At 67.1% G+C, this 2196-nt stretch carries 4 protein-coding genes; 2 read left to right on the forward strand and 2 right to left on the reverse strand.

Annotated features, from left to right (window positions below):
• Positions 1-14 precede the first annotated feature (14 nt).
• Positions 15-371 carry a transposase gene (locus AOK11_RS37310; RefSeq protein ID WP_055598060.1) on the reverse strand — a complete coding sequence of 119 codons (357 nt, stop codon included), beginning with the start codon at positions 369-371 and terminating at the stop codon, positions 15-17.
• Between the two features lie 78 nt (positions 372-449).
• On the opposite strand from AOK11_RS37310, the gene AOK11_RS46960 reads away from it, so the two are divergent.
• On the forward strand, positions 450-668 hold the full coding sequence (locus AOK11_RS46960) for an IS3 family transposase (protein WP_381179563.1): 219 nt from the start codon (positions 450-452) through the stop codon (positions 666-668).
• A 188-nt stretch (positions 669-856) separates the two neighbouring features.
• On the opposite strand, the gene AOK11_RS43225 is transcribed toward AOK11_RS46960, so the two are convergent.
• The gene (locus AOK11_RS43225) at positions 857-1030 is read right to left on the reverse strand and encodes a hypothetical protein (RefSeq protein WP_157869535.1); all 174 of its coding nucleotides are present in this window, start codon (positions 1028-1030) and stop codon (positions 857-859) included.
• A gap of 138 nt (positions 1031-1168) precedes the next feature.
• Between AOK11_RS43225 and AOK11_RS37320 the strand changes: the two genes are divergently transcribed.
• On the forward strand, positions 1169-2083 hold the full coding sequence (locus tag AOK11_RS37320; protein WP_157869536.1) for an N-acetylmuramoyl-L-alanine amidase: 915 nt from the start codon (positions 1169-1171) through the stop codon (positions 2081-2083).
• The last annotated feature ends 113 nt before the right edge of the window (positions 2084-2196 follow it).

The following is a 2196-nucleotide window of genomic DNA, read 5'->3' on the forward strand; positions in this document are numbered from 1 at the left end:
TAAATTACGGCTCCTCACCAGTTGGTCTCCCCGGCGAAATATTTGGCCGCCTTGCGGAGTATGTCCCGCTCGGTGGCGAGCTTCCGCTCACTCGCCTCGAGCTCGGCCACCCTCGCTTCCAGCTGCCGGATCCGCTCGTCCGGATCCTCGGACGGCACCGTCTTCCCGGCCCGGGCCGCCATCTGCCCGCCCGACGAGGGGGCCGTGGCGGCGACACCGCGGCGGTCACGGTCCCGCAGCACCCACTCACGCAGGGTGGCCCGGTTGATGCCCAGGTCGGCGGCGATGCTCTTGTACGTCGCCCCGGGCGTGGACTCGTACAGGGCCACGGCATCGGCCTTGAACTCGTCCGAGTAGTCCTTCATCGCCATCGGCGGTCTTCTCGCTTCCTCCGGATCAAGCAGATCCAGTATCAGCGTGTCCACTACTCAGGGGGAGGCCCCTGCCTGCTGGTCAAGAGCGAGTGCCTCCGCGGCCGCGTCTTCGCGACCCGGGCCGAGGCGAACCTCGCGCTCTTCGAGTACCTCGACGGCTTCTATAACCCCCGCCGCATCCAGAAGCGGCTCGGCTACCTCAGCCCGATCGAGTTCGAGGAGAAGCACTACGCTGAACAGGCAGCGGCCGAACCGGTGAACCTGAAACCGCATCAACCCGCTCTGACCAGCTAGTCAGCACCTCCCGCACAGCGGGGGAACCTCAGGGTGCGCTCACGGTCAACCTGGCCAAGAAGATCCTCCTCGACGACGCCGAGGGTTCCGTCCCCCGCGCCCAGGTAACCTGGACGGCCGCGGGGCTGCCGGAGACGGGGAGCGTGACGGTGGAACAGTTCGGCGCGGGAGCAGCTCGCGAACTGAGCTCACCCGAAGGCGCTGCGGACCGGGAGATCCTGGATCGCGTCGTCGGCCAGGCCGAGGTAACCATCCCCGACGCACAGGATGTCGATTTTCCCGCTGCGCGGCGTGACCGCCGAAGATGTGTCCGGCTGCGCGGCGGAGTCGAACACCCCAGGCGCCTGCACGGCAGCTGTCACCAGGGCTGAACCTTGACGTTCGGTAAGACGCACCGGTGGTACCGCGGAGGCAGGCGAAGCTGCGCCCGCGCAGGCCGGCGACGCTTTTGAACCGGGCTCACGACGGACGGCGCCGTGTTGCGGTGCGGTGCGGACGGTGTGACGGTGATCGAAAGGCCTGCCACGCACCCCGGCAGACCGGGCCAGGCCAGGCCGACGGTCACGGGCGAGCAGTCACTCCCCGGCGGGTCTCCGGCACCACGTCGGTGCCGGAGACCCGCCGGGGAGAGGATCGATGAGGTCGGCCTGACGGCGCAGGTGCGGGGTGAAGGCCTCAAAACGCCAGCCGTTCCCAGTTACGCCACCGCGGAACAGAACACCTCAGCGGGAGCCCACGTGACTCACGAAGACGAACCCAACGCCGAGGCCGAAGGCGGCCCGGAGAACGACCGGTCTCTCCCCGACGCCGCAGACGCTCCTGTCCACGCCACGGCCGAGGAGTCCGATGCCCCGCCATGGTCCCGGGACGAGGAGAAGAGACCGACCGCACGGATCCTCGTGGTGCAGATGGGCCATTGCTTCCGTACATCGGGTGCCACCGGCACACCAGGGGAACAGGCGTTTGTGAAAGCGGTGGCCGATGCCTGTACCGAGGAACTCGGAAAGCCCGGTCCGCCGGGCCGGGAGCTTTGGCACCTGCGGGTCATCAAGGCCGACGAGCCCTTGGAGAAGTACGCCGGCGACGCGTTCGTCGCCTTCCACTGCGACGGCTCGACCCATCAGAACGCGCGGGGGGCGAGCGTCGGCTACCGCAACGCCGCAGGGCAGTCTCTCGCTCAGGCATGGAAACATGCCTACGAACAGCACGGTTGGTCGGGCGGGTTTCGGGACGACAATTACACCGAGAACCTGAAGAAGTACTACGGCACCCGAAAAGCCGTCGAGGCCGGTAACCAGCGAGCGTTCATCGCCGAGTGCGGGTTCCTCACCAACCGGGACGACAAGGCTCTGCTGACCGGCCCGGGTGGCGTCAACCGCGTGGTACACGCCCTGTTCGATGCGCTCGGTATCTGAACCTCGATCCACCGCGTAGCGGTCGGGCTGGGTCATGTCCCTTCTCGTGCAACGCCGTTGCCTTTAGAAGTCATCTCATTTGGTGAGTCTGTGGTAGCAGATGAGAGTGCAGG

The sequence above is a fragment of the Streptomyces hirsutus genome (genome assembly GCF_001418415.1).
GTDB lineage: Bacteria > Actinomycetota > Actinomycetes > Streptomycetales > Streptomycetaceae > Streptomyces > Streptomyces hirsutus.